This is a genomic window from Conexibacter sp. CPCC 205762 (assembly GCF_030646155.1).
Lineage (GTDB): Bacteria > Actinomycetota > Thermoleophilia > Solirubrobacterales > Solirubrobacteraceae > Conexibacter.
Genome location: NZ_JAUTDN010000010.1, coordinates 70,321 through 94,873, shown reverse-complemented (window position 1 = coordinate 94,873; position 24,553 = coordinate 70,321). Strand labels below are relative to the sequence as shown.

The following is a 24,553-nucleotide window of genomic DNA, read 5'->3' as shown; positions in this document are numbered from 1 at the left end:
AAGAGCGAGCCTCCTGGGCGAGCTCTTCCGACGCGATCCGAGGCCGCAGGCCGAGCGATCGCGCGGTCACGGGATCACGATCTGGTCGGGCAGGCCGCGCTGCGATTCGACGTACTCCTTGCCCTTCGAGCTGGCGATCTTGTCGAGCGCTCTCTTGCTGTCCGCTCTGACTCTCGGGGTTATTCTCGCCCCGGTCAGCTGGTGCGCGTCGCCGTATCTCGTTCTCGCGATCACTCTGCCGCCGTCTCTCGCGCTGCGGGCGGCGGCGTCGGATCTGGCCGTTCTCTTCGCGGCCGAGCCGGAGTCGCTGGAGCCGCTGCCGGAGTCGACCGCGCTGGCACCGCCGCCCGTGCCGCCGACGATGTTCACGACCGGCGCCTTCTGCGCGTTGAGCGCCTTCACCAGCAGCTCGCTCTGGTCGTCGCCGCCGCGGCCGACGTAGATCCCCGCCGCCGCCGCGATCGGCAGGAGCGCGAAGACGAGCGCGGTCGCGATCCCGCCGCCGCGCCCGCCCGCCGGCGCCGCGGCCGGCGGCGCCACCGAGGCAGCGCGCGCCCGCCGCCCGTCGGCGTACCAGCGCGCGACCGGGTCGTCGCCCGCCGGCCGTCGCGCGCCGCACGCGACGCAGTAGCGCTGGCGCGCGTCGAGCGGCGCCTGGCAGTGGTCACAGCGCTCGAAGTCGATCGCCGGCAGCGCGACCGTCGCCTGCGGCACCCCGTTGGTCTGCGTCATCGTGCTGCCCTCCCTCACTCGAAGATCGTCGGAAGCGCCTGGACCGTCACGGCGCCGGAGCCGCCCGCGCCGAAGCGGCCGGTCAGCGGCACCGTCGCGCGCGCCTGCGCACGGGCGCCCAGCTCTGCGATGCGGGCGCGGCCGGCCGCCGTCCAGCGGCCGCTCGCACCGGCCAGCGCGACCAGCTGGAGATCGCGCTGCGGCACGTCGCTGTCGTTGCGGACGACGACGCGCGCGACGGCACCACGACCGCCGCGCGCGCTCCCCTTGCCGTCCCCCGTCGTCACGGTCGCGACCAGCCGCGGCAGCGACGCAGCGCTGCTGAGCCGCGTCGGTGCGCCGACGCGCGCCCACGGCCGCCCCGGCGGCACCGCCCGCGCACGCGCGCTGAAGACCCACTCGACGCGCGCGCCGGCGCCGACCGACGGCACGTGCGTCTCGAACCAGCCGAGCCCGCGGCGGCCGTTGAGGACCGTGCGGCGGCCGCCGGCGCCGCTGATGCCGATCGCGATCGGCAGGTCGGTCAACGGCGTCGCGGCGCGGTTGCGCAGCGTCACGACGAGCGCCGTCTCGCCGCTGCCGCGGACGAGCGCGACCCGCTCGACGGTGACGCGCCGCTCGCTCGCGCCGACGTGCAGCGGCTCGCGGCTGGCCAGCTCGCGCTCGGCCGTCAGCTTCGCGCGCGCGTTCTTCTGCTGCGTCGAGACGCAGCCGCTCAGCGCGCACGCGGCCGCGAGCAGGCAGCCGCCCGCCGCGCCCGCCCGCGCCGCGCCGCGCCGCGGGATGCCGCTCCGCCTACCCGAAGCCACCGCTCACGTACTCCTTCGTGCGGTCGGCGCGAGGCGCGCCGAAGACCTGCTCCGCCGGCCCGTACTCGACCAGTTCGCCGAGGTACATGAAGGCGACGTAGTCGGCGATCCGGAAGGCCTGCTGGAGGTTGTGCGTGACGATCACGACCGCGACCTGCTCGCGCAGCTGCACGATCAGCTCCTCGATCACCTGCGTCGAGATCGGGTCGAGCGCCGAGCAGGGCTCGTCGAGCAGCAGCACCTCGGGATCGGCTGCGAGCGCGCGGGCGATGCAGAGCCGCTGCTGCTGGCCGCCGGACAGCCGCAGCGCGGGATGGGCGAGGTTGCCCTTGACCTCCTCCCACAGCCCGGCGCGCTCCAGCGCGCTCTGGACCGCGCCCTGCAGCGCCCTCTTGCGCGGCCGCCGCGACGCCTGCTCGCGCAGCACGTAGGCGACGTTGTCGAAGACGCTCATCGGGAACGGGTTCGGCTGCTGGAAGACCATCGTCACGCGCCGCCGCAGCGCGGTCGGCTCGAGCGTCGCGGTGTCGGTCCCGTCGAGCAGGATGCGGCCCTTCATCGACGCCGTCTTGGTCAGCTCGGTGAGGCGGTTGAGCGAGCGCAGCAGCGTCGTCTTGCCGCAGCCCGAGGGCCCGATCAGCGCCAGCACCTCGCCCTGGCGGATCGGCAGCGAGACCTCGTCGACGGCGACCTTCGCGCCGTAGGCGATCGACATCCGGTCGACCGTCATCCGCTCGACCGCCATCGGCGAGGCCTGCAGGCGGCGGCCGCTGGTCGCGACCGCGCCGCCGGGCGCGCCCGGCTCGACGACGGTCGCGGGCTGCTCGCCCGCGAGTGGCAGCCGCCGCACCGGCGGCGGCGTGACGAACCTCATCTCCAGCGTCTCCCGCGTCGCACGGCCAGGTCGACCGCGAAGTTCAAGACCAGGACCATCGACAGCAGCACGAAGGCGGCGGCGTACGCCTTCGTCGGCTGGTTCGCCTCGCCGGTCGGCGCGTTGGCGTAGACGAAGCTCGTCAGCGTGCTGCCGGTCCCCTTCAGCTGCGACAGGCCCGGCACGTCGCCGGCCGGGTTGAAGCGCAGCGTCGCGCCCAGCAGCAGCACGATCACCGCCGTGTCGCCGATCACGCGGCCGACGCCGAGCATCGCGCCGGTCACGACCGACGGCCGCGCCGCCGGCAGCAGCACGCGCCGCGTCGTCGTCAGCTTCGTCTTGCCGACCGCGTAGGAGGCCTCGCGCACGTGCGCCGGGATCGCCTGCAGCCCCTCGCGCACGTTCGCGACGACCAGCGGCAGCGCGATCAGCGCCAGCATCGAGGCGGCGGCGAAGAACGAGCGGCCGTAGACGACGCCGCCGTCGTTGGTGCGGCTGAAGAAGGCGAGCGCGCCCTGCTCGAACAGCAGGGTGCCGAACAGCGCGAAGACGATCGAGGGCGTGCCGGCGAGCATCTCGATCGTCGACTCGGTCACGCGCGCCAGCAGCGACGGGCGGCCGTACTCGCTCAGCCAGACGGCGATGCAGAGGCCGAGCGGGAAGGCGATCGCCATCGCCATCGCGGCGACGATCACGGTCCCCAGCAGCGGGTCGAGGAAGCCGCCGGTCTCGCTCTCGGTGAAGCCGGCCGAGGGCGAGGTGACGAACAGCTCGGGGCGGACGTAGCGCAGCCCCTGGACCATCATGTAGAGCACGATCGCGGCGGTCACGACGAGGAAGCCGATCCCCAGCAGCCACGCGAACGCGAGCCCGAGCCGGTCGGTCAGCCGCCACGACGCCGACGAGTCGCGCGCCGAGCGGCGCGGCGCGGGCGGCGGCGAGGCCGGCTGGGCGGGCGGCGCGGTCATCGCGCTCATGCCCGCACCCCGTACTTCTTCATCGGCTGCTTCACGACCCAGCCGGTCAGCGACAGCATCAGCGCCGAGAACAGCAGCACCGCGGCGATCGCGAAGATCGTGTGGCGCATCGCCGGCGCCGTCAGCTCCTCCGACGCCTGCAGGATCGTCGCCGCCAGCGGCCGCGTCGGCTCGACGAAGAAGATCACGCCGTCGGCCGGGTTGGGCGCGAACGCGACGCCGCCGGTCACCATCGCCAGCATCACCGCCTCGCCGAGCGCCCGCGCGGTCGCCAGCACGGTGCCGGCGACGAGTGCCGGCCGCGCCGTCCGCACGCCGATCTTCCAGAAGGTCCGCCAGCGGTTGATGCCGAGCCCGAGCGAGCCCTCCAGCCAGCCGCGCGGGACCGAGCGGAGGCCGTCGCTGAAGACGGCGATCATCAGCGGCGCGATCATCAGCGTGAGGATCAGGACGCCGGCCAGCAGGCTGTAGCCGCTGAGCGAGACGATGTAGGAGACCGAGCGGCGGTTGTCGTCGCTGATCACGTGCTCGCCGATGAACGGCACCAGCACGAGCACGCCGACGAGGCCGAAGATCACCGACGGCACGCTCGCCAGCAGCCGCACGACCGGTTCGAGGATCGTGCGGATCCACTCGGGCGCGAACTCGACGATGAAGACGGAGACGAACAGCGCCGCGACGAAGCTGAGCGCGACCGCGCCGGTCGTGATCAGGAACGTGCCCCAGATGATCGGCCAGGCGTGGAAGGTGTAGACCGGTCTTCTGAGGTCGGCGGCCGCGGTGAAGATCTCCTGGATCTGGCGGTCGACGTTGCCGCCGGAGCTGAACCAGGCCCAGCCGTTGTGCTGGAACGACGGCCACGCCTCCTTGAAGACGAAGACGACGATCGTCAGCACGAACAGCAGCACGGCGCAGACCAGCGCGCCGAGCACAAGCTCGGCGCGCTGATCCGGCAGCAGACGTCGCGGCACGCTACTTCTTTCTTCTGGGCGGCTTCTTCGCGTTGAACGCGGGCACCGCGCCGGCCTTGTCGATCACCTTGCCGGCGGCGTAGCTCGTGCGCACCCAGTCGCCGAACTGCGTCGCGAGCTTGTTCGGCTTTCTCGCCGGCAGCACCAGCCAGGCGTAGCGCGAGAGCGGGTACTTGAGCGTCTTGATCGCGCTCTGCTCGCACGGCTGGCCGTTGAGCTTGAGGCGCTTGACGCCCTTGCCCGGACCCGAGTTGGCGAGGCCGACGTAGCCGATGCCGGCCTGGTTTCTGGAGACGGCGACCGAGACCTCGCCGTCCTTGTCGAGCGCGGTCACGTTCGAGGCCTGCGTCTGGCCCTCGAGCACGGCGCTCTGGAAGAACGTGTAGAGGCCGGCGGTCGAGAAGCGGCCGAAGGCCGAGATCGGCGCCGTGATGTTGGAGCCGTACGCCGACCACTCGGTGACGGTCCCGAGGAAGATGTCTCTGACCTGCGCGATCTTCAGGTCGCTGACGTTGTTGGCGGGGTTGACGGCGACGCAGAGGCCGTCGAGGAAGAGCTTCGAGTAGCTCAGCCCGGAGTCGGAGGCGACGGGCGGACGCGTCTGGATCGCGAACGCGCTCTTGCCGGTCTGGACGTCCTTCGCGCCGGCGTTGCCGTTGTTCGCGGTGTAGACGAATCTGACGCTCGGGCTGACCTTCTTGTACTCCTTGAAGAGCGCCTCCAGGTACGGCACGCTCGCGCTCGATCCCGAGCCGAAGACCGTCGCGGCCTGGGCCGTCGCCGGTGCGGCGATGGCGGTGGCAAGGGCCAGCGCCCCGACCAGGCCCGCAGTTCTCCGCTTCATGAAACCCCTTTTCCGTCGGTAATCCCGTTAAAGACGACTGGGATGGGGCACTTTAGCAATGCGACGGTTTGCGGATCAAGAACATGGGTAAATCGGTCGGGAATGTGCGGAAATGGTGTGCGAGCGGCCCGCCGATGAGCGTTTCAGCCCGTGCGAAGGCGAAACGAACGCCGTTCGGGGCGCGCCGGCGTTAGCGCTGCGCGGCGGCGTCGCGCAGGGCGGCGACGAGCGCGTCGAGCGAGTCGACGATGCGGCCGCCGGAGTGGGCGATCGTCGCCTCGACCTGGAGGTTGACGGCCATCCCCTCCTCGCCGGCGTTGCGGACGTCGCTGCGGAGGCCGAAGCAGCGCACGCCGCGCCCGGCCGCATAGCCGACCTCGGTCGCGGTGCCCGAGTCGACCTCCTGGCCGTCGAGCCACGCCGCCAGCAGCGGCGCGCGCTCGATCAGCGCGAGGTTGCCGAGGCCGGTCTGCAGCCACAGGGCGCGCAGCGCCTCGCGGCCGCCGGCCTGCGCGCGGGCGATCGTCTCGGGCGCGACCTGCGCCCACGGGTCCAGCGGCTCGACCACCTCGGCCAGCGCCGGCAGGTAGATGCGCTGGTAATAGACGCGCCCGGCCTCGTTGAAGCCGAGCGGGCTGGCGACGTAGCAGCGCGGGAGGCTCACCCCGTGGAGGTTACGCCGCCGCCTCGTCGGCCTCGACGAGGCGGTTCCACTCGGCCTTCTCGGCGCGCCAGTCCTCGTCGCTGCGGGTCAGCTTCCAGTAGCCGGAGGCCGACAGCTGCTCGCGCGCGACGCCGCGTTCGAGCACGAGGTGCCTGCGCACCTCGCGGACCGCCGTCGCCTCGCCGTGCACGAACGCGTGCACGCGGCCGGGCGGGAACTCCAGCGCGCGCAGCGCGTCGACGAACTGCTCGGCGCCGTGCGCGGCGTCGTGCAGCCAGACGACCTCGACCGCGGGGTCGTCGCTGCGCACGAGCGGCTGCCGCTCCTGCGGGCCGTCGACCTGCAGCACGATCCGCACCGGCACGCCCGCCGCGACGCGCGGCAGCGACGCCTGGATCGCCGGGATCACGCTCGCGTCGCCGACGAACAGGTGCCAGTCGGCCGACGGGTCGGGCGTGTAGGAGCCGCCGGGGCCGACGAGCTGCAGCAGGTCGCCCGGCTGCGCGGCCGCCGCCCAGGGGCCGGCGAGGCCCTCGTCGCCGTGGACGACGAAGTCGAGCGTGAGGCGGTTGGCGTCGGGCTCCCACGCGCGCACGGTGTAGGTGCGCATCCGCGGCCACTGCTCGCGCGGCAGCTCGGCCTTCAGCTGCTCGGGGTCGAACGGCGGCGCGTACGGCGCGCCGGCCGGCGGCAGCACGAGCTTGACGTAGTGGTCGCTGAAGGCGCCGGCGCCGAAGCCGGCGAGATCGTCGCCCGCGACGACGATGCGCAGCATCCCGGGCGTCAGCCGCTCGACGGATTCGACGCGGGTGACGATCTGTCTGCGGGCCGGCTTGGCGGGGCGCGCGCTGGGCGTGGCTGGGGGCTCGGCCATCGGGTTCCTCGGGCTTTCACGGGGCATTAGGTCCACCTAACAGATACCACTTCGGCTGTGAAAAGCAGATTTCACCGCTTGATGGCTTGCGCTTCTGAAATCGCCTGCTACTGTCACGCGCGTACGAGTCGAATCGAGCGATTCGGCAAAGAAGTGTCAGCGCTCGTAGTCGTTGCATCCCAGCACCCTCCGCGTTCGCAGCACACACAACACACCCCGTGGAGGACACGGATATGGCTACAGGAACCGTGAAGTGGTTCAGCGACGAGAAGGGCTTCGGCTTCATCACCCCCGATGACCAGTCGAAGGACCTCTTCGTCCACCACACCGGCATCATCGCCGACGGCTACCGCTCGCTGCCCGAGGGCGCGAAGGTCTCCTACGACTCGGAGCCCGGCCCGAAGGGCCCGAAGGCCGTCAACGTCCAGGCGATCTGAGCGCTGACGCTCACGATCTTCTGCTTCACCGGGGCCCGCCATGTGCGGGCCCCGGCCTTTTCCGGGGCCCGCCTTGTGCGGGCCTCGGTCGTTTCTGAGGCCGCGTGCGGCATCATGGAGGCATGACAACGCCTCCGTCCACGCGCAGCGTCAAGTTCTCCGACGACGAACGGGGCGGATGGTCGTCAGACCGCCCCCGTCGCGAGGGCGCCGCGCCCCGCGCAGCCGACGTCTCCGTCCGCTGCCAGGTGCTCGGCCCGACCGACCGCATGCGCTACACGCCCGGCAGCCTCGTGCTGATCGTCTCGGCCGACCACGCCGAGCGCGATCGCTTCGCGAGACGGACGCTGCTGGAGGACCAGGCGGCGATCCTCTCGCTCGACAAGGTCCGCGCGCTGCTCGCCGGTCGCGTGCCGGAGGACCAGGTGGAGGAGAGAGCGGCGCAGCTGCTCGACGCCGCCGCGACGAAGCGCTTCGCCGCCGGTGACGCGGTCGTGCTGCTGGCCGATGGCCTCAGCCACGAAGAGCGCGACCACTGGGTGCGGCTCGCGCACAGACATCGCCGCCCGCGCCATCTGATCCTGATCGAGGTCGGCAGAGACAAGGTCTCCGACGACGACAAGCTGGCGCTCAACGAGCTGCGCCGCTGGCTCGACGGCGGCGACCTGGGTGAGGAGGGCTTCCACACCGCGCTGCGGCTGAGCGGCCCGACGATCGGCGAGCTGAAGCGGATCGTCTTCCGCCCGCCGCCGCGGGACGAGTAGGTCAGGGCGCCGCCGGTCGCATCAGGCTGGCGCGGCGAGGCGGCGTCACGCGGGCGCGGGGTCAGGCGGGCGCGGCCTGCACGCGCAGCCAGGCGGCGTGGCCGGCGACGGCGGCGCGGCCGGCGGGGGTGAGACCGACCTGCGGATCGCGCCAGCCGCGGCCGGAGGGCTCGACCCAGCCGGCGGTGTCGAGCGCGCGCAGCTGCCCGGCGAGCGTCTCCGCGTCGAGCGCGAGCAGCTCGCGCAGGAGGCTGCGGCTGACGCCGCCGGCCGGCGCGAGCAGACCGGTCAGCGACAGCAGCGCGGGGTCGAACAGCAGCGGCGCCTGCGCCGGCCGCGGCTCGAAGCCGGCCGGGAAGGAGGCGGCGGCGCTGACATCCGGCAGCGCGCTCGCCGGGTCGACGCCGCGCTGGACACGTCGCTTGACGATCTCGGCGAGCGGCACGACGACGAGCGCCGCGACGGTGCCCGTGACGAGCTGCGGGTGACGCACGCCGCGCCGCTCCAGCCGCGGGACGAGCCAGCGCGGCAGCACGCTGCTCGCCAGCAGCAGGGCGACCAGCGCCGTGCCGGCGCCGCGCGGGTCGGCGCCGGCGGGCGGCAGCAGCCGGTCGTCGCCGCCGGCAGGAGGCGGCTCCGGGGCTGACGCGTCGGTCGCGCCGAGCGGCTGCGTCTGCTGCAGCCAGAGGACGGTGGGTGCGACGCGGCGCTCGCCGGGCGCCGGCAGCATCTCGGCGACGTTGACGACCGTCAGCGCGAGCGACAGCGGACGCTGGACCGGGCGTCCCTCCAGCTCTCTGACGGCGTGGCCGCCGAAGGCGAGCGCCATCGACAGCGGCAGCCGCCAGCGCGGGCGCGGGCGGGCGTGCTCGGCGGCGATCTGCTCGCGCCGCAGGCGCAGCTCGGCAAGGGCGTCGGCGGCGTTCATGGCGCGTCAGCCTATCTGGGGGATCGTGTGCCGCTCGCGCAGGCGTTCGGCGGTGGCGAGGGTGGGGGCGTCGAGCTCGTGCTCGATCATCGGGCCGCGGGCGGCCAGCTCGTCGCGCAGCGCCTGCGCCGTCGCCGCGACGGTCACGCCTGGCGCGACGTCCTCGACGGCGCCGACGGTCGCCGGGTCCAGCGGCAGCGCGAGCGCGGCATGGACCGCCTCCAGCACGGCGCGCGCCGGCGCCGCGTCGGTCACCAGCAGCAGGCCCTCGGTCCAGGTCGCGTCTCTGCGCACGCGCTGCGACAGACCGGCCAACTTGATGTCGCCGGCGTGCAGGCTCCAGTCGCCGGGGCAATATTCGTCTGGCAGCTGGCCATGTTCGGTTGGCACTCCGACGCGTGCGAGCGCGCCCTGCACGAGCGCCGCCAGCCACGCGAAGCGGGCCGTCGTGGTCGAGCCGGGGTCGGCCGGCGCGGCGACGCCGAACGAGATCGCGCCGCCGTGGATCGCTGCCGCACGGCCGCCGCCGACCCGCAGCGTCGGCGTGAAGCCGTGCGCGCGCGCCGCCGCGACGGCCGCCGGGAAGCCCGGCAGGATCCGGTCGAGGCGGCCGAAGGAGAGCGTCGGCGCGGGGATGCCGATGCGGAACAGCGGCGCCGCCGCCAGCCCCGCCGACTCCAGCAGCGCCGACCCGAGCGCCACGTCGAGCACCGGGTCGTGCGCCAGCGACGCCGTCAGCAGGCGGGTGGGGGCGTCGGCGCGTGGGGCGGGGACGGCCGACGCGGCGCGGGCGGGCGCGGCCGCGTCGGGCGTGGGCGTGGCGGCGTCGGGCGCCTCAGGCGCCACGGCGCGTCCGCACCGCGGCGGCGAGCCCGTCGAGCACGTCGACCGTCGTCTCCCAGTCGATGCACTTGTCCGTGATCGACTGGCCGTAGGTCAGGCCCTCGCGGCCGTTGGTGACCTTCTGGTTGCCGGCGACGAGGAACGACTCCAGCATCACGCCGACGATCGCTCTGTCGCCGGCGGCGACCTGGTCGCCGATCGCCTTCGAGACGAGCGGCTGGCGCTCGTGGTCCTTGCCGCTGTTGTCGTGCGAGGCGTCGACGATCACGCGCTCGGCGAGACCGGCCTCGGCCATCTGCGACAGCGCGCCCTGGACGTGGGCGGCGTCGAAGTTGGGCGTGCCGCGGCCGCCGCGCAGGATGATGTGGCCGTCCGGGTTGCCGCTCGTGTTGAAGATCGCCGGCGAGCCCGACTCCGCGACGCCCGCGAAGGTGTGCGGTGCGGCGGCGGCGCGGACGGCGTCGACCGCGACGCCGACGTCGCCGTCGGTGCGGTTCTTGAAGCCGATCGGCATCGACAGCCCCGACGCCAGCTGGCGGTGGGTCTGGCTCTCGGTCGTGCGCGCGCCGATCGCGCCCCAGGCGACGGTGTCGGCGATGTACTGGGGGATGATCGGGTCGAGGAACTCGCAGCCGACCGGCAGCCCCAGCTCCAGCACCTGCAGCAGCAGCCTGCGGGCTAGACGCAGACCGGTGTTGACGTCGTTGGAGCCGTCCAGCCCGGGGTCGTTGATCAGACCCTTCCAGCCGGTCGTCGTGCGCGGCTTCTCGAAGTAGACCCGCATCGCGATCAGCAGGGCGCCTCTCAGCGCGACGGCCCGCTCGGCCAGCAGCCTGGCGTACTCCAGCGCGGCCTCCGGGTCGTGGACGCTGCACGGGCCGACGACCACGAGCAGGCGGTCGTCCTCGCGGTTCAGGACGCGCGCGGCGTCGGTGCGGCCGTTGTAGACGACCTCGGCCTGCGCGTCGGAGAGCGGCAGCTCGTGCAGCATCAACGCGGGCGTGGCGAGTGGGACGACGCGCGCGATCCGCTGGTCGCGCAGCTCCTCGAGATGTCGGGTGATGCTCACGTAGGCGAGGATACCGGGAGCCGTCGCTTCGCCTCCAGTCGCTCCGGTGCGACCTTCACGACGTCCCAGGCGAGGCCGGTCCGCTCCAGCAGCGCGATCACGCCGGCGGAGATGTCGAGCTGCCCGCGCTCGACGCCGTGGCGGGCCGAGGTGGGGAAGGCGTGGTGGGCGTTGTGCCACGCCTCGCCGAGCGTGAACGGCGCCAGCCAGGCGACGTTGCGCGACTCGTCGCCGGTCTCGAACGGCGTGCGGCCGAAGTAGTGGCAGAGCGAGTTGATCGAGTAGGTCGCGTGGTGCAGCAGCAGCGTCCGCACGAGCCCCCCCCACAGCAGCGCCGTCACGCCGGCCTGCCACGACAGCCCGCCGATCAGGAAGCCGAGCGCGAAGGCGATCAGGAAGCCGCCGATCGCCCAGAAGATGAACGTGCGGTCGAACCACGCGACGACCGGGTCCTTCATCAGGTCGGGCGCGTAGCGTCTCTTGTTGCCGCGGTGGGTGTGGACGAACAGCCAGCCGACGTGCGCGTGGGCGAGGCCGGCGAGCGCGCCTCTCCAGCCGTGGCCGTGCTCGACGTGCGGGCTGTGCGGGTCGCCGTACCGGTCGGAGAAGGCGTGGTGCTTGCGGTGGTCGGCGACCCACGAGATCACCGGACCCTCGATCGCGATCGAGCCCCAGGCGGCGAAGACGCCGCGCACGACCGGGCCGGTCTTGAAGGAGCGGTGGGTGAACAGGCGGTGGAAGCCGACGGTGATCCCGAGCCCCGATATGACGTACATGATCGCGAGCACCGCGAGGTCGCTCCAGCCGAGCGCGACCGCCCACAGCTGCCAGCCGACGAGCCCGAGCGCGAGCACCGGCACGATCGTCACGAGACCGGTGACGATGCGGTCGCGCGTCTCGTTGGCGACCGGTTCGACGTCCTCTGCGGTGGGTCCAGTCACGGCACCGTCCCCTTCGGCGAAGTCAGCCGAGCTTAACCGAGCCGCGAGCTGCCCTCGCCGGTATGCGCCTCCAGCTCGCGCTGGCTGACCCGCTGGGCGGCCCGCACGAAGGCGTCGACGAGCGGCCCGGTCGCGTCGCGCCGGCGCACGACCGCGAGCGTCGCCAGGCGCGCCTCCACCAGCGGCACGAATCTGATCCCCGGCCACGGGTAGTAGCGGCTTATCAGCGTCGGCGCGGTGTCGATCCCCTCGCCCTGCGCGATCAGGTGCAGCCACTCCTCCAGCGTGTCGGCGGCGCGCGGGTGGACCTGCGGCCGCAGGCCCAGCTCCTCGGTGCAGAGCCAGAAGTCGCGCCACGTCTGCGAGACGGCCGTCGACTGGCTGATGAAGGTCTCCTCGGCGAGGTCCTCGGGCGTCAGCTCGGCCCTGTTCGCGAGCGGGTGGGAGCTGGCCATCACGACGTTGCGCGGCTCCTCGGTCAGCGGCACGACGTCGAGGTTCTCCAGCTCCTCCTCGTCGTAGGGGAGGTAGACGAAGGCGACGTCCGATCTCGCCTTCGCGAGGCTCTCGTTGATCGTCGCGAAGTCGAACGCGTGGACCTCGAAGCGCGCGCCCGGCCGCTCGCTCTTCAGCTCCTCGACGACGGTCGTCAGCAGCTCGCCGGGGACGGCGCCCATGCAGCCGACCGACAGCGTCTCCGCCTCGCGGGCGGCGATCGCGCGCGTCTCGGCGAGCATCGTGTCGGCCCGTTCGAGCAGGTCGCGCGCCTGCGGCAGCAGCGCCTGGCCGACGCGCGTCAGCTCGACGCGGCGGTTGGCGCGGGTGAACAACGGGGCGCCGACGTCTCTCTCCAACGCGCCGATCTGGGCGCTGAGAGCCGACTGGGCGAGGTGAAGGCGTGACGCCGCGCGCGTGAAGTGAAGCTCCTCCGCGACCGCGACGAAATACCGCAGCTGACGCAAGTCCACCTCTCGATCATCGCACGACGCGATCGGTCCAGCGGAAAACCATGTTGTGACCATGACGGGCGCAGCGCACCATGCCGTCAACGCTGTCGGAGGTCGGCGGCGTGGAGAGAGACGGAGAGGTGATTCCCGCGATGGGCAGAGTCCGCATCGCCGCTGGCGCGACCGCGCGCTGGGGCACGCTGGACGGTGACGAGATCGTGCTCGACGACGGCACACGCGTGCCGGAGGCCGACGCCGCCTACCTGGCGCCGGTGCAGCCGTCGAAGATCATCGCCGTCCACCTGACGTACCGCAGCCGGATCGAGGAGTACAAGGCGCGGACGCCCGCCCACCCGTCGTACTTCATGAAGCCGCCGACGACGTTGAACGGTCATCGCGGTCAGTTGAGACGGCCGGCCGGGACCGAGTTCCTCAACTACGAGGGCGAGCTGGCGGTCGTGATCGGCAGACGGATGCACGGCGTCGCGATCGAGGACGCGCTGTCGTACGTCGAGGGCTACGCGGTCGCCAACGACGTCGGCCTGCACGACTTCCGCCACGCCGACCGCGGCTCGATGCTGCGCGTCAAGGGCCAGGACGGCTTCCTGCCGATCTCGCCGAGCGTGGTGCCGGCGGGCGAGTTCGACCCGACCTCGTATGAGCTGCGCACGACGCTCAACGGCGAGGTCGTGCAGCGCGCGACCGCCGCGGACCTGATCTGGGGCGTCGCCTACCAGCTCGCCGACCTGTCGCGGCTGATCACGCTGGAGCCGGGTGACGTGATCCTCACCGGCACGCCCGCCAACTCGCGCCCGATGGCGGTCGGCGACGTCGTCGCCGTCGAGATCGACGGGCTCGGCCGCGTCGAGAGCACGGTCGTCGACTGGGACGTCGACCTGACCGCGGCCGGCGACCAGCCGGAGACCTCCCCCAACACGCTGCACGTCGCGCTCGCCGTCCCCGAGGACGAGGCCGAGCGGATGGTCGAGAGGAGCAAGGCATGAAGGTCCACGTCGACATGAACCTGTGCCAGGCGCACGGGGAGTGCGTCTTCGCGGCGCCGGACGTCTTCGAGCTGCACGACGACGACTCGCTGACGTGGGTCGAGGAGATCGGCGAGGACAGACGCGCCGAGGTCGAGCAGGCGATCCAGGTCTGCCCGATGATGGCGATCAAGCTCGAGGGCTGAGGAGCTTCGCGATGCGGATCGTGGTCGTCGGAGCGTCGCTGGCCGGGTTGCGCGCCGCGCAGGCGCTGCGGGCAGCCGGGCACGCGGACGAGGTCGTCGTGATCGGCGACGAGGCGCGCCGCCCGTACACGCGGCCGCCGCTGTCGAAGGAGCTGCTGGTCGGCGACCACACGGTCGAGCAGTGCGACTTCCCGAGCGGCGAGCTGGACGTCGAGTGGCGGCTCGGGGTGGCGGCCGTCGGCCTCGACCGCGACGCTCGCGAGGTCGTCTTGGAAGACGGCGCGCGCGTGCCGTACGACCGTCTGATCGTCGCGACCGGCTGCCGCGCGCGGCCGTGGACGGGGCCGGGCGCGGAGCTGGACGGGCTGCACACATTGCGCGACCTCGACGACGCGCTGGCGCTGCGCGCCGCGCTGACCGACGGCAGGCCGCGCGTCGCCGTCGTCGGCGCCGGCTTCGTCGGCGCCGAGGTCGCCTCGACGGCGCGCAGACTGGGCCTCGACGTGACGCTGATCGACGTTGCGCCGCACCCGCTGCTGCCGCTCGGCCCGCTGCTCGGCGGGCGCACGGCGGGGATGCACCGGGAGCGGGGCGTCGACCTCAAACTCTCCATGGGAGTCGAGGGGTTCCGTGGCGATGATCACGTCGAAGCGGTCGTGCTGGCGGACGGCTCCGAGATCGCGGCCGACGTCGTCGTCGTGGCGCTCGGCGCGATCCCCAACACCGACTGGCTCGCCGGCAGCGGGCTGACGCTCGACCCGGGGCTCGTCTGCGACGCGACGCTGACCTCGCTCGACGACCCCGACGTGCTCGGCGCCGGCGACGTCGTCTCGTGGCCGCACCCGCTCGCCGACGACACGACGATCCGCGTCGAGCACTGGACCAACGCCGCCGAGCAGGGCGCCGCGGCCGCGCGCAACGCGCTCGCGCCGCCGGCGGAGCGGACCCCGTACCGCGCCGCGCCGTACTTCTGGAGCGACCAGTACGACGTCAAGATCCAGGCCGTCGGGCTGCCCGGCAGAGCGGAGCGGATCGAGCTGGTCGAGCAGTCGCCGGAGGGCGACCGGCTCGTCGCCGTCGGCGTGCGCGACGGCAGGGTCGTCGCCGCGATCGCCTTCAACGCCGTGCGGCGCCTGGCCTGGTACCGCCGACAGCTGGCCGATCCGCCGGCCTTCGAGAAGCTCGCCGCCGCCGTCGCGGAGGACCCGAGATCGCTCGGCGCACCAGTGCAGGCGGACGCGGCCGGCGCGGCCGCGCAAGGCGGGCCGGCGCGATGACCGAACCGGCGCTCATCTTGCAGCACGGCGACTGGGGTCCGCCCGGACTGCTGGCCGACTGGCTGCGGCAGCGGGCGATCCCGTTCGAGATCCACCGCACCTGGCTCGGGCGCGACTGGCCGTCCGTCGAGGGGCGCGCCTTCGTCGCCTCGCTCGGCTCGCCCCACTCGCCGCTCGACGCCGAGCGCGAGCCGGAGGTCGCGCAGGAGCTGGAGCTGCTGCGCGACTGCGTCGTGCGCGAGACGCCGGTGCTCGGCCTCTGCTTCGGCGGCCAGCTGCTCGCGACCGCGCTCGGCGGCCACGTCGAAGAGGCGCCGCGGCCCGAGGTCGGCTGGCACGAGGTCGCAAGCGACGACCTCGACCAGATCCCCGCGGGGCCGTGGCTGCAGTGGCACTACTGCCGCTTCACCGTCCCGCCGACCGCGCGGCAGCTCGCCGCGTCGCCGAGCGGCGCGCAGGCCTTCCGTCAGGGACGCCACCTCGGCGTCCAGTTCCACCCCGAGTCGACGATCGAGATCGTGCGCGACTGGGCTGTCAAGGACCAGGAGCGGCTCGACCGCCTCGGGCTCGGCGACGGCGAGGCGCTGCTCGACGCCGGCAACGGCCACGCCGCGCAAGCAGCGCGCGCCGCCTTCCAGCTGTTCGACGCGTTCTGGGAACGGGCGCGCAGATGAATCAGGAGAGAGAGATGGCAACGCAGGTCAGAAGCGTCAACGGCTTGCCGGAGCTGCGCGGCACGACGGGCCCGGTCACGTCCGTGCGCGTGCTCTACTCGGACCTCCACGGCGTCGCTCGCGGCAAGGACGTGCCGGTCCAGGAGTTCGACCGGATCGTCGAGTCCGGGCTCGGCTTCTGCGCCGCCGTGATGGGCACCGACCTCGCGCACACTCCGGTCGTCGGCGGCGAGGAGGGCTACCCCGACCTGCTCGCCAAGCCCGACCTGTCGACGCTCGTGTCGCTGCCGTGGGAGCCGGGTGTCGCCTGCTGCCTCGCCGACCTCCACCCGGTCCACGACGGCCCCGCGCCGGCCGACCCGCGCGGCGCCGTGCGCAACGCGACAGCGGCGATCGAGGAGCTGGGCTACGCGCCGGTCGTCGCGCCCGAGCTGGAGTTCTTCCTCTGCGAGCTGGACCCGGCCGCGCCGGGCGGCATCAGACGCCGCGTCGACCGCCTCTCGATGGTCTACACGGTCGGCCCGCAGGTCGACCCGGGCGGGATCGTGCGGAGACTGACCGAGGATCTCGCGGCGATCGGGCTCGGCGCCTTCGCCGTCAACCACGAGTACATGAACTCGCAGTACGAGATCAACCAGCACCACGCCGACGCGCTCACCGCCGCCGACAACGCCTTCCGGCTGAAGGCGTTCGTGAAGGACGTCGCCGCGCTCAACGGGCTGGTCGCGACCTTCATGGGCAAGCCGTTCAACGACCAGGGCGGCTCCGGCACGCACGTGCACGTGTCGCTGGAGGCGGCCGGCGTCAACGCCTTCGACGCGCCCGACGCGCCCGCCGGCGTCTCCGACTCGCTGCGCTGGTTCGTCGGCGGCGTGCTGAAGCACGCGCCCGCGCTGATGGCGCTGCTGAACCCGACGATCAACTCGTTCCGCCGGCTCGTGCCCGACTCGCTCGCGCCGACGCACGCGAACTGGGGCCACGACAACCGCTCGACGTTCGTCCGCATCCCGCGCGAGCGCGGCCGCGCGACGCGGCTGGAGGTGCGCGTCGGCGACGGCGCCGCCAACCCCTACCTCGCGGTCGCCGCGCTGCTGCAGGCCGGCGCGCACGGGCTGCGCGAGCGGATCGAGCCGCCGGCGCCCGTCAGCGGCGACGCCTACACCGCCGACCCGTCGCTGATCGGCGGGACGCTGCCGCGCTCGCTGGAGGAGGCGCTCGACGCGCTCGAAGGCGACGCCGTCCTGCGCGGCGCGCTCGGCGAGGAGATCGTCACCACCTTCCTCACGATGAAGCGCTTCGAGGTCGAGCGCCACCGGAGCTGGGTCTCCGACTGGGAGCTGACCGAGTACGTGCACCACGTCTGATCCGGAGATCTGAGCCATGCCGACACTCGAGAAGATCGACCTCGCCGACCACGACCTGTTCGTCGACCGCGTCCCCTACGAGGCGTTCGCGACGCTGCGCCGCGAGGACCCCGTCCACTGGAACCCTGAGGCGGAGGGGACCGGCTTCTGGGCCGTCACCCGCTACGAGGACATCCGCGAGGTCCACCGCCAGCCGGAGGTCTTCTCCTCCGAGATCGGCGGCACCTCGCTGGAGGACCTGGAGCCCGAGCACGTCGAGTCGCGCAAGTCGATGATCGACATGGACCCGCCCCGCCACGACGTGCTGCGCGGCCTCATCAACCGCCGCTTCACGCCGCGCGCGGTGCAGGTCTGGAACGAGCAGGTGCGGCGCGTCACCAACGAGGTGATCGACGCCGCCTTCGCGCAGGGGCCGGAGTTCGACTTCGTCAGAGAGATCTCGTCCGAGGTGCCGATGCAGGTCTTCGCCGAGATCCTCGGCGTGCCGCAGTCGGAGCGGCGCGAGATCATCGAGATCGGCGACCGCCTGCTCGGCAACGCCGACCCGGAGTTCGCCAGCGGCGTGCCCGACGATGACTCGCACCGCCACCTGCCGTTCTCCTCGCCGGCGGCGCTGGAGATGTTCGCCTTCGGCCGGCGCCTGGCCGACGCCCGCCGCGCCGACCCGCGCGACGACATCATCACCCAGCTGGTCGAGGCGAACCTGACGCAGCAGGAGTTCGACGTCTACTTCGTGCTGCTGGCGACGGCCGGCAACGAGACGACCCGCCACACGATCTCGCACGGCCTCGACGCGCTGCTGCAGCATCCGGAGCAGCTGGAGCGGCTGCGGCGCGAGCCCTCGCCGGAGCTGTTCAGAACGATGGCCGACGAGATGCTGCGGTGGGCGACGCCGGTCCACCACTTCCGCCGCACCGCCGCCGTCGACACCGAGCTGGCCGGCACCGCGATCAAGGCCGGCGACAAGGTCACGACCTGGTTCGTCTCCGGCAACCGCGACGAGGCGGTCTTCGACGATCCGGAGACGTTCGACGTCGGCCGCACGCCCAACCGCCACATGGCCTTCGGCCCCGGCGGCGTCCACCACTGCCTCGGCTCGCACCTGGCGAAGATGGAGATCGGGATCGTCTTCGAGGAGCTGCTGCCGCGGGTGGCGAGCATCGAGCACAGCGGCCCGGTCGAGCGGCTGCGCTCGAACTTCTTCAACGGCATCAAGCGGATGCCGGTGCGGGTGGTGCCGGCGTGATCGCGCTCCACCGGATCGACCACGTCTGCCTGCGCGTCGCCGACCTCGACGCGGCGGCGCGGCGCTGGGCGCTGCAGTTCGGGCTGACCGAGCGGGCGCGCGAGGCGGGGCGCGTCGCGCTCTCCTGCGACGACGAGCCGAACGCGCTGGAGCTGGTGCGATCGGCTGGCGCCGATCCCGCGAGCCCCGGCTTCGACCACGTCGGCTGGGAGCTGGCGCGCGGCTGCGGCCTCGCCGACGCCGCCGCCCACCTCGACGGGCTCGGGATCGCGTACGAGCGCGGCCCCGGCGACGGCGACCGCAGCGGCGGCGACGTGCTGCGGCTGCAGGACCTCGAAGGCAACGGGATCGAGCTGCTGCCGTACCGCGAGCCGGCCAACCGCCTGACGCCGTACGCGCGCCCGGCCGGCGAGCTGCCCGTCGGCCACCCGCGCAAGCTCGGCCACGTCAACTTCCTCACCGCGCGGATCGACGACCAGGTCGCCTTCTACCGCGACGCGCTCGGCTTCCGCATGACCGACTGGCTCGGCAGAGGCGGTGCCTGGATGCACTGCAACGCCGACCACCACGGGATGGCGCTGGTCGACAAGGGCTACGCGCACTTCCACCACCTCGCCTTCGACGTCGTCGACATCGGCCAGATGCGCGCGGCGCTCGATCATCTGGGCCGCCACGGCCGCTGGCTCGGCTGGGGCCCGACGCGCCACGGCGTCGGCGGCAACATCGCCTCCTACGTGCGGATCGTCGAGGAGGAGTGCTTCGTCGAGCTGTACTGCGACATGGAGATCCTCGGCCACGACCACGTCGCGCGCGAGTGGCCCGACGACCGCTACTCCTCGAACACCTGGGGCCCGCTCCCGCCCCGCTCGTACTTCCGCTTCGACGCGGCCGCGGTCGAGTCCGAGCGCGAGTCGCTGGAAGCGCTCGGCACGCCGCTCCCACCACTCCCTGACCCCGTCGCCAGTTGAGGTCCCGCATGTCGCTGCACGGCTACTCGCTCCCCCGCTCGCCCCTCGGGCAGGCAAACCTCGTCCCCTCGCCGCCGTGGCACTATGTCGGCGACTTCCTCGTGATCGACTACTGGGCCGACCCGGCGGCGGTCGCGGCGGTGCTGCCCGACGGCGTCGACCCGCACCCGGACGGCGCCGGCCGCTGCTCGGCGCTGTTCGTCGACTGGCAGTCGTGCAGCGACGGCGGCGAGGAGCTGCTCGACCCGTCGCGCTCGCAGTACAAGGAGTTCTTCCTCGTCGTCAACGCGCAGGTCGACGGCGAGGACGTGACGATCTGCCCCTACATCTGGGTCGACCAGGACTTCGCGCTCGCGCGCGGCTGGATCCAGGGCTTCCCGAAGAAGCTCGGCGACATCTGGATCACGCGCAAGTTCGACCTCGCCAACGCGGCGGCGCCGTCACTGGCGCCCGGCGCCCGCTTCGGAGGCACCTGCTCGGCGCGCGGCCGCCGCCTCGCCGAGGGCCGCATCACGCTGACCGGGGAGAGTGCGACCGGCGCGCAGCACAACGACGCGCCGCTGGTCAACGTGCGCTACTTCCCGCGGCTGGCCGCCGGCCGTCACGACGAGCCGGCGGTGCACGAGCTGGTGAAGGCGAAGTCGTACGACCGCTCGGTCACGCCGGCGTGGGAGGGCGACGCGGAGCTGGAGCTGTTCGAGGCGCCCGGCGAGGAGCACACGGCGCTGGCGCCGGTCAGAGTCGGCAAGGGCTACCGCTTCACCTTCGCCTACACGATCGACGACCTGGAGAGCGTGAAGGACCTGAGCGGGGCGGAGGTGGCGTCGTGACGGCGCTGGCGCCGAGCGCGACGCCGACGCGCGCGGAGGTCGCCGGCGTCGCGGTCCCGCTCGACCACTTCATCGGCGGCGAGTGGGTCGCCTCCGCCGAGCGCTTCGACGTGATCTCGCCGATCGACCAGTCGCTGCTGGCGCAGGTCGCGCGCGGCGGGGCGCAGGAGGCGGCGCTGGCGGTCGCGGCGGCGAGAGCGGCCTTCCCTGCGTGGGCCGCGCTCGGCCCCGCCGGCCGCGCCGCCCACCTGCACCGGCTCGCCGACGCGATCGAGGCCGACGTCGAGCGGCTCGCCGCGGTCGAGTGCGCCGACATGGCGATGCTGCTGGAGTCGCTGCGGCTGCGCGTGATCGCGCGCGGCGCCGCCAACTACCGCTCCTACGCCGATCTGGCGGTGCAGTACGAGGAGCGCGACTGGCACTCGAAGGGCACCTGGAACCGCGTCCAGCGGATGCCGGCCGGGCCGGCGGTCGTGATCACGCCCTGGAACGCGCCGTTCATGCTCTCGACCTGGAAGACGGCGCCGGCGCTGGCGGCCGGCTGCACGGTCGTGCTGAAGCCGGCCGAGTGGTCGCCGCTCGCCTGCGCGCTGCTGGCCGAGCTGGCGGCCGAGGCCGGCCTGCCGGCCGGCGTGCTCAACGTCGTGCAGGGGATCGGCGAGGAGGTCGGCGCCGCGCTCGTCGCCGATCCCGAGGTGCGCCGCGTCTCCTTCACCGGCTCGCCCGCCGCCGCCCGCCAGATCGGCGTCAGCGCGGCGAGGAACCTCGTCCCGTTCACGGGCGAGCTGGGCGGCAAGGGGCCGCTGATCGTCTTCGCGGACGCCGATCTCGACGCCGCGGCGAAGAAGGCCGCCGGCCAGTACGACGACTCCGGCCAGGTCTGCCTCGCCGGCACGCGGCTGCTCGTGCAGGAGAGCGTGCGCGAGGCGTTCCTGGAGAAGTTCCACGCGCAGGTGCGCGCGCACGTGCTCGGCGACCCGCGCGACGGCGCCACGACGATCTCACCGCTGATCCACCCCGAGCACCTCGCGCGGGTCGAGGCGTTCGTCGAGCGAGCGCGGGCAGCCGGCGACACGATCGTGCTCGGCGGCGAGCGGGCCGGCGGCCTGCACTACGCGCCGACGCTGATCGAGCCGGCCTCCAACGACGCCGAGATCGTCCAGCAGGAGGTCTTCGGGCCGGTGCTGACGTTCCAGACCTTCGCCGACGAGGCGGAGGCGGTGGAGCTGGCGAACTCGACCGCGTACGGGCTGTCCGGCATCGTCTACACGACCTCGATGGGCCGCGCCGACCGCATCGGCCGCCAGGTCCGCGCCGGGATCGTCTGGGTCAACACCTTCCTCGTGCGCGACCTGACGGCGCCGTTCGGCGGTGTCGGCATCTCCGGCATCGGCCGCGAGGGCGGCGACTACGCGCTCGACTTCTACAGCGACCTGAAGACGCTGCAGATCCTGGACGGCAGCGTGGGATGAGCGCCGCCGCGCTCGACATCGCGGCCGCCGTCGCGGCGGAGCGGGAGTGGATGGAGCAGCTGCTCGCGCGGCTGGTCGCGGCGGAGACGACGCTCGGCAACGAGGAGGCCGGCCAGGCGCTGGTCGCCGCCGCCTTCGCCGACTGCGGCCTGGAGCCGCTGTCGGTCCCGCTCGACGCGGCGCGGCTGCGGGCCGACCCGCACAGCTCGCCGTTCTCGTGGAGCGTCGAGGGCAAGCGCAACGTGGTCGCGACCTGGGACGGGCGCGCTGGCGCGGAGGCGAGCGGCGGCGGGGGAGGCCGCGGCCGCTCGCTGATCCTCTGCGGCCACATCGACGTCGTCCCGCCCGCGAGCGCCGCGCTGTGGACGAGCCCGCCGTTTGAGCCGCGCGTCGAGGGCGACTGGCTCTACGGCCGCGGCGGCGGCGACATGAAGGCCGGCATCGTCGCGATGACCGGCGCGATCCGCGCGCTGCGAAGGGCCGGCGTCGAGCTGGCCGGGAGCGTGCAGCTGCAGTCGGTGGTGGAGGAGGAGTGCACCGGCAACGGCGCGCTCCAGTGCCTGCTCGACGGCCACACGGCCGACGCCTGCGTGCTGACCGAGCCGCACCCCGACCACCTCACCGTCGCGCAGGTCGGCGTGCTGTGGTTCCACGTCGATGTGCGCGGCGTCCCCGCGCACGCGGCGCGCGCCTCGACGCTCGGCTTCAACGCGATCGACGCGACCTACACGCTGCTCAGAGCGCTGCGCGAGCTGGAGGCGGAGGCGAACGTCGCCCCGCCGCCGCCCTACGACGCCTTCGAGCATCCGATCAACCTCAACCCCGGGATCGTCAGCGGCGGCGACTGGGCCTCGACGGTGGCGGCGGAGTGCACGCTCTCCTGCCGCCTCGGGCTCTATCCCGGGGAATCGCCGGCCGACGCGAGACGACGTGTGGAGGACACGATCGCCCGCGCCGCTGCCGCCGACCCGCTGCTGCGCGACCATCCGCCGCTGGTCCGCTACGACGGCTTCGCCTGCGAGGGCTCCGTCGTCGACGCCGGGGAGCCGCTGGTGCAGGAACTGTCCGCCGCCTACGCGTCGGTGCACGGGAGCGCACCGCGCCTGGAGGCGACGACCGCGACGACGGACGCGCGGCACTACGTCCGTCACGGCATCCCTGCCGTCTGCTTCGGCCCGCGCGCGGAGCGCATCCACGGCATCGACGAGCGCGTCTCGCTTTCGTCTGTTGCCGAGGTCGCCCGCGTGCTGGCCGCCTTCGTCCCGATGTGGTGCGGGACGGTTCACACACAGGAGAGGTGAGTCAATGTCGATCGCTGAGACGTCGTCTTCAGCAGCGGTGCCGGCGCAGCCGGCGGGCGGGCGCCTGCATCGGCGCGCGCTGGGCACGTGGGACCTGGTCTTCTTCATCGTCGCGGCGTCCGCGCCGCTGACCGCCGTCGCCGGCGGCCAGGCGGCGACGTATCTGGTGACGGGGAACATGGGCATCCCGTTCCTGTTCATCCCGCTCGCCGCGATCCTCGGCACGTTCGCCGTCGGCTACGCGGCGATGAGCCACTACGTCGCGGACGCCGGCGCCTTCTACACGTACGTCGCGCGTGGTCTTGGCCGCATCCCGGCCGTCGGCGCGGCATTCGTCGCGCTCGTCTCCTACAACGCGATGCAGATGGGCATCTACGGCCTCTTCGGGGTCGCCTTCGGCGCCTTCATGGCCGACAAGGTCGGGATCACGATGGAGTGGTACTGGTGGTGCCTGATCGGCGGCGCGATCGTCGCCGCGCTCGGTGTGCTGAAAGTCGACCTCAACGCGCGCGTGCTGGCGGTGCTGCTGATCCTCGAGATCATCGTGGTGGCGATCTTCGACTTCGCCGTCGTCGCCGACCCGGGCCCGCAGGGCCTGACCTTCGAGGGCTTCAACCCGAGCACCGCGACCGGCACTGCGCTCGGCGCGGCGCTGACCTTCTGCGTCGCCTCGTTCGTCGGCTTCGAGTCGGCCGCGATCTACTCGGAGGAGTGCAAGGATCCGAAGAAGACGGTCGCGCGCGCGACGCTGATCGGCGTCGCGATCATCGCCGGCTTCTACGCGATCTCCTCGTGGCTGCTGGCCGACTCGATCGGCCCGAGAGCGATCGTCGACCCGGCCGCGCTGATCAGACTCGGCTACACGACGCCCGACGGCGCCGCGCCCGACCCGACGACGATCCTCATAGGCGAGGGCGCCAGCCGCCTCGGCGCCTTCTGGGGCGACAGCGCGATGCTGCTGTTCTCGACCTCGCTGTTCGCCGCCGTGCTCGCCTTCCACAACGCCGTCGCGCGCTACTTCTTCGCGCTCGGCCGCGAGGGCGTCTTCCCGGCGGTCTTCGCCCGCACCAGCGAGCGCACCGGCGCCCCGTACGCCGGCTCGATCGCGCAGTCGCTGCTGGCGCTGATCGTCGTCGGCTGGTTCGCGATCGCCGGCAAGGACCCGGTCCTGCACCTCTTCACCTGGCTGACGAACCTCGGCGCGCTCGGCGTGCTGCTGCTGATGGCGGTGACCTCGTTCGCGGTCGTCGCCTTCTTCGTCAAGCGCAAGGAGCTGGACGTCAGCGTCTGGCGCTCGCGCGTGGCGCCGCTTGTCGCCGGCGTGCTGCTGGTGGCGATCTTCATCCTCGGCCTGTCGAACTTCAACGTGCTGATCACCAGCGCGATCGACGCGCCGACCGACGACATGACGATCGTCCTGCCGGCGATCCTGATCGGCGGCGGCCTGCTCGGGCTCGCGGTCGGCGCGTACCTGAAGGCGTCCAAGCCGCAGGTCTACGCGCAGATCGGCGAGGCCAGCCCCGAGGAGACGGCCGCCTCCTAGAACGCAGAACGCCCC

General features: G+C 72.8%; 26 protein-coding genes. 13 read left to right on the top strand and 13 right to left on the bottom strand.

The features are described from left to right. Positions 1–66: 66 nt before the first annotated feature. From Q7L73_RS11165 to Q7L73_RS11130, 8 genes are all read right to left on the bottom strand, one after another. Positions 67–732: a zinc ribbon domain-containing protein gene (locus Q7L73_RS11165; protein WP_304692315.1), complete on the bottom strand. Its 666-nt coding sequence runs from the start codon at positions 730–732 to the stop codon at positions 67–69. Positions 733–746: 14 nt separating this feature from the next. Continuing rightward, positions 747–1,541 (bottom strand): hypothetical protein, encoded by a 795-nt coding sequence (locus Q7L73_RS11160; RefSeq protein ID WP_304692313.1) that lies wholly within the window; start codon positions 1,539–1,541, stop codon positions 747–749. After that, complete coding sequence (locus Q7L73_RS11155) at positions 1,528–2,286, bottom strand: phosphate ABC transporter ATP-binding protein (RefSeq protein ID WP_370552425.1); 759 nt, start codon at positions 2,284–2,286, stop codon at positions 1,528–1,530. The genes Q7L73_RS11160 and Q7L73_RS11155 overlap by 14 nt, the downstream gene beginning before the upstream one ends. A gap of 125 nt (positions 2,287–2,411) precedes the next feature. After that, entirely contained in the window at positions 2,412–3,392 is a 981-nt protein-coding gene (gene pstA, locus Q7L73_RS11150) for a phosphate ABC transporter permease PstA (RefSeq protein WP_304692309.1), read from the bottom strand. Beyond that, a complete protein-coding gene (locus tag Q7L73_RS11145) occupies positions 3,389–4,363 on the bottom strand; it encodes a PstC family ABC transporter permease (RefSeq protein WP_304692306.1) in 975 nt (324 codons plus the stop codon). Before Q7L73_RS11145 ends, pstA begins: the two co-directional genes overlap by 4 nt. 1 nt (position 4,364) lies before the next feature. Next, positions 4,365–5,207, bottom strand: a complete 843-nt coding sequence (locus Q7L73_RS11140; RefSeq protein ID WP_304692304.1) for a substrate-binding domain-containing protein — start codon at positions 5,205–5,207, stop codon at positions 4,365–4,367. 190 nt (positions 5,208–5,397) lie between these two features. Further along, complete coding sequence (locus Q7L73_RS11135; RefSeq protein ID WP_304692302.1) at positions 5,398–5,871, bottom strand: nucleoside 2-deoxyribosyltransferase; 474 nt, start codon at positions 5,869–5,871, stop codon at positions 5,398–5,400. A gap of 10 nt (positions 5,872–5,881) precedes the next feature. Continuing rightward, on the bottom strand, positions 5,882–6,745 hold the full coding sequence (locus Q7L73_RS11130) for a siderophore-interacting protein (RefSeq protein ID WP_304692300.1): 864 nt from the start codon (positions 6,743–6,745) through the stop codon (positions 5,882–5,884). A 233-nt stretch (positions 6,746–6,978) separates the two neighbouring features. On the opposite strand from Q7L73_RS11130, the gene Q7L73_RS11125 reads away from it, so the two are divergent. Both Q7L73_RS11125 and Q7L73_RS11120 read left to right on the top strand, forming a co-directional pair. After that, positions 6,979–7,182, top strand: a complete 204-nt coding sequence (locus Q7L73_RS11125; RefSeq protein ID WP_304692298.1) for a cold-shock protein — start codon at positions 6,979–6,981, stop codon at positions 7,180–7,182. A gap of 122 nt (positions 7,183–7,304) precedes the next feature. Next, positions 7,305–7,946, top strand: coding sequence for an AAA family ATPase (locus Q7L73_RS11120; RefSeq protein WP_304692296.1), 642 nt, complete (start codon positions 7,305–7,307; stop codon positions 7,944–7,946). Positions 7,947–8,007: 61 nt separating this feature from the next. On the opposite strand, the gene Q7L73_RS11115 is transcribed toward Q7L73_RS11120, so the two are convergent. Genes Q7L73_RS11115 through Q7L73_RS11095 form a run of 5 tightly spaced genes read right to left on the bottom strand, consistent with a single transcriptional unit; the run spans position 8,008 to position 12,695 of the window. After that, a complete protein-coding gene (locus Q7L73_RS11115; RefSeq protein ID WP_304692294.1) occupies positions 8,008–8,874 on the bottom strand; it encodes a hypothetical protein in 867 nt (288 codons plus the stop codon). Between the two features lie 6 nt (positions 8,875–8,880). Beyond that, positions 8,881–9,720 carry a hypothetical protein gene (locus tag Q7L73_RS11110; protein ID WP_304692292.1) on the bottom strand — a complete coding sequence of 280 codons (840 nt, stop codon included), beginning with the start codon at positions 9,718–9,720 and terminating at the stop codon, positions 8,881–8,883. Next, positions 9,710–10,786 carry a 3-deoxy-7-phosphoheptulonate synthase gene (locus tag Q7L73_RS11105; RefSeq protein ID WP_304692290.1) on the bottom strand — a complete coding sequence of 359 codons (1,077 nt, stop codon included), beginning with the start codon at positions 10,784–10,786 and terminating at the stop codon, positions 9,710–9,712. Before Q7L73_RS11105 ends, Q7L73_RS11110 begins: the two co-directional genes overlap by 11 nt. Further along, entirely contained in the window at positions 10,783–11,727 is a 945-nt protein-coding gene (locus Q7L73_RS11100) for a fatty acid desaturase (RefSeq protein ID WP_304692288.1), read from the bottom strand. Before Q7L73_RS11100 ends, Q7L73_RS11105 begins: the two co-directional genes overlap by 4 nt. 32 nt (positions 11,728–11,759) lie before the next feature. Next, positions 11,760–12,695: a LysR family transcriptional regulator gene (locus Q7L73_RS11095; protein WP_304692286.1), complete on the bottom strand. Its 936-nt coding sequence runs from the start codon at positions 12,693–12,695 to the stop codon at positions 11,760–11,762. 131 nt (positions 12,696–12,826) lie between these two features. Between Q7L73_RS11095 and Q7L73_RS11090 the strand changes: the two genes are divergently transcribed. The 11 genes from Q7L73_RS11090 to Q7L73_RS11040 are packed head-to-tail and all read left to right on the top strand — an operon-like array spanning position 12,827 to position 24,538. Then, a complete protein-coding gene (locus Q7L73_RS11090) occupies positions 12,827–13,678 on the top strand; it encodes a fumarylacetoacetate hydrolase family protein (RefSeq protein ID WP_370552424.1) in 852 nt (283 codons plus the stop codon). After that, on the top strand, positions 13,675–13,863 hold the full coding sequence (locus tag Q7L73_RS11085; protein WP_304692282.1) for a ferredoxin: 189 nt from the start codon (positions 13,675–13,677) through the stop codon (positions 13,861–13,863). Before Q7L73_RS11090 ends, Q7L73_RS11085 begins: the two co-directional genes overlap by 4 nt. A gap of 11 nt (positions 13,864–13,874) precedes the next feature. Then, complete coding sequence (locus Q7L73_RS11080) at positions 13,875–15,140, top strand: NAD(P)/FAD-dependent oxidoreductase (protein ID WP_304692281.1); 1,266 nt, start codon at positions 13,875–13,877, stop codon at positions 15,138–15,140. Continuing rightward, positions 15,137–15,814, top strand: coding sequence for a type 1 glutamine amidotransferase (locus Q7L73_RS11075; protein ID WP_304692279.1), 678 nt, complete (start codon positions 15,137–15,139; stop codon positions 15,812–15,814). Before Q7L73_RS11080 ends, Q7L73_RS11075 begins: the two co-directional genes overlap by 4 nt. 14 nt (positions 15,815–15,828) lie before the next feature. Further along, positions 15,829–17,178, top strand: coding sequence for a glutamine synthetase family protein (locus tag Q7L73_RS11070; protein WP_304692277.1), 1,350 nt, complete (start codon positions 15,829–15,831; stop codon positions 17,176–17,178). Between the two features lie 16 nt (positions 17,179–17,194). Beyond that, a complete protein-coding gene (locus Q7L73_RS11065; protein ID WP_304692275.1) occupies positions 17,195–18,424 on the top strand; it encodes a cytochrome P450 in 1,230 nt (409 codons plus the stop codon). Beyond that, complete coding sequence (locus Q7L73_RS11060; RefSeq protein WP_304692273.1) at positions 18,421–19,392, top strand: VOC family protein; 972 nt, start codon at positions 18,421–18,423, stop codon at positions 19,390–19,392. The genes Q7L73_RS11065 and Q7L73_RS11060 overlap by 4 nt, the downstream gene beginning before the upstream one ends. An 8-nt stretch (positions 19,393–19,400) precedes the next feature. Next, a complete protein-coding gene (locus tag Q7L73_RS11055; protein ID WP_304692271.1) occupies positions 19,401–20,222 on the top strand; it encodes an acetoacetate decarboxylase family protein in 822 nt (273 codons plus the stop codon). Then, the gene (locus Q7L73_RS11050; protein WP_304692269.1) at positions 20,219–21,694 is read left to right on the top strand and encodes an aldehyde dehydrogenase family protein; all 1,476 of its coding nucleotides are present in this window, start codon (positions 20,219–20,221) and stop codon (positions 21,692–21,694) included. The genes Q7L73_RS11055 and Q7L73_RS11050 overlap by 4 nt, the downstream gene beginning before the upstream one ends. Then, positions 21,691–22,995 (top strand): ArgE/DapE family deacylase, encoded by a 1,305-nt coding sequence (locus tag Q7L73_RS11045; protein WP_304692267.1) that lies wholly within the window; start codon positions 21,691–21,693, stop codon positions 22,993–22,995. The genes Q7L73_RS11050 and Q7L73_RS11045 overlap by 4 nt, the downstream gene beginning before the upstream one ends. Before the next feature lie 4 nt (positions 22,996–22,999). Beyond that, entirely contained in the window at positions 23,000–24,538 is a 1,539-nt protein-coding gene (locus tag Q7L73_RS11040; RefSeq protein ID WP_304692265.1) for an APC family permease, read from the top strand. Positions 24,539–24,553 lie beyond the last annotated feature (15 nt).

Bases quoted from the DNA above. Each gene is read 5' to 3' on its own strand.
- Q7L73_RS11165 (WP_304692315.1), bottom strand. From the start codon at position 732: ATGACGCAGACCAACGGGGTGCCGCAGGCGACGGTCGCGCTGCCGGCG.
- Q7L73_RS11155 (WP_370552425.1), bottom strand. From the start codon at position 2,286: ATGGCGGTCGAGCGGATGACGGTCGACCGGATGTCGATCGCCTACGGC.
- pstA (WP_304692309.1), bottom strand. From the start codon at position 3,392: ATGAGCGCGATGACCGCGCCGCCCGCCCAGCCGGCCTCGCCGCCGCCC.
- Q7L73_RS11140 (WP_304692304.1), bottom strand. From the start codon at position 5,207: ATGAAGCGGAGAACTGCGGGCCTGGTCGGGGCGCTGGCCCTTGCCACC.
- Q7L73_RS11130 (WP_304692300.1), bottom strand. From the start codon at position 6,745: ATGGCCGAGCCCCCAGCCACGCCCAGCGCGCGCCCCGCCAAGCCGGCC.
- Q7L73_RS11125 (WP_304692298.1), top strand. From the start codon at position 6,979: ATGGCTACAGGAACCGTGAAGTGGTTCAGCGACGAGAAGGGCTTCGGC.
- Q7L73_RS11120 (WP_304692296.1), top strand. From the start codon at position 7,305: ATGACAACGCCTCCGTCCACGCGCAGCGTCAAGTTCTCCGACGACGAA.
- Q7L73_RS11115 (WP_304692294.1), bottom strand. From the start codon at position 8,874: ATGAACGCCGCCGACGCCCTTGCCGAGCTGCGCCTGCGGCGCGAGCAG.
- Q7L73_RS11090 (WP_370552424.1), top strand. From the start codon at position 12,827: ATGGGCAGAGTCCGCATCGCCGCTGGCGCGACCGCGCGCTGGGGCACG.
- Q7L73_RS11085 (WP_304692282.1), top strand. From the start codon at position 13,675: ATGAAGGTCCACGTCGACATGAACCTGTGCCAGGCGCACGGGGAGTGC.
- Q7L73_RS11080 (WP_304692281.1), top strand. From the start codon at position 13,875: ATGCGGATCGTGGTCGTCGGAGCGTCGCTGGCCGGGTTGCGCGCCGCG.
- Q7L73_RS11075 (WP_304692279.1), top strand. From the start codon at position 15,137: ATGACCGAACCGGCGCTCATCTTGCAGCACGGCGACTGGGGTCCGCCC.
- Q7L73_RS11070 (WP_304692277.1), top strand. From the start codon at position 15,829: ATGGCAACGCAGGTCAGAAGCGTCAACGGCTTGCCGGAGCTGCGCGGC.
- Q7L73_RS11065 (WP_304692275.1), top strand. From the start codon at position 17,195: ATGCCGACACTCGAGAAGATCGACCTCGCCGACCACGACCTGTTCGTC.
- Q7L73_RS11055 (WP_304692271.1), top strand. From the start codon at position 19,401: ATGTCGCTGCACGGCTACTCGCTCCCCCGCTCGCCCCTCGGGCAGGCA.
- Q7L73_RS11045 (WP_304692267.1), top strand. From the start codon at position 21,691: ATGAGCGCCGCCGCGCTCGACATCGCGGCCGCCGTCGCGGCGGAGCGG.
- Q7L73_RS11040 (WP_304692265.1), top strand. From the start codon at position 23,000: ATGTCGATCGCTGAGACGTCGTCTTCAGCAGCGGTGCCGGCGCAGCCG.